This is a genomic window from uncultured Lacinutrix sp. (assembly GCF_947500325.1).
Taxonomy (GTDB): domain Bacteria; phylum Bacteroidota; class Bacteroidia; order Flavobacteriales; family Flavobacteriaceae; genus Lacinutrix.
Map to the genome: position 1 here is coordinate 1 of NZ_CANMRQ010000087.1, position 576 is coordinate 576.

1 pseudogene is annotated in these 576 nt (G+C 35.8%); it reads left to right on the plus strand.

The annotated features are described in order from the left end of the window. Positions 1-576 (plus strand): annotated as a pseudogene (locus Q0997_RS20290) (gliding motility-associated C-terminal domain-containing protein); the annotation flags it as partial.

A 576-nucleotide genomic window follows, 5' to 3' on the forward strand; every position in this document is an offset into this window, starting at 1 on the left:
CTACTTGTAATGTAACTGACCAAACTCTAGAATGTGACGGTGATAATAACCAAACCATTGCTGACCAATGGAATGCTAATAACATTGCAGCTATTCAAGCTTGTGCTAATGATATTAATGTTACGGTTACTTCTAACTACGACTTTACAACGCTTACATCTACTTGTGGTTTAGGTGGTACCATTGCGGTAACTTATACTGCTACTGATGCTTGTAACAATAGTGAAACTTTAAATGCTACTTTAACGCTTAACGATTCTACTGGCCCTACTTTTACTGTTCCTGTAGATATTACTATTAACTGTGAACAAGATCCTAATGATTTAACACTTACTGGTGATGTAACTGATGAAGCAGATAACTGTGATAACACGCTAGAGGCTACATTTACTGATAGTACAGCTAATGGTACTTGTGCTAACGAATCTGTGATTACTAGAACTTGGACACTTACTGATGATTGTAACAATACAACTACGCTTGTTCAAACCATTACTATACAAGATACTACAGCGCCTACATTTACTGTTCCTACTGATATTACTATTAACTGTGAGCAAGATCCTAATGATTTAA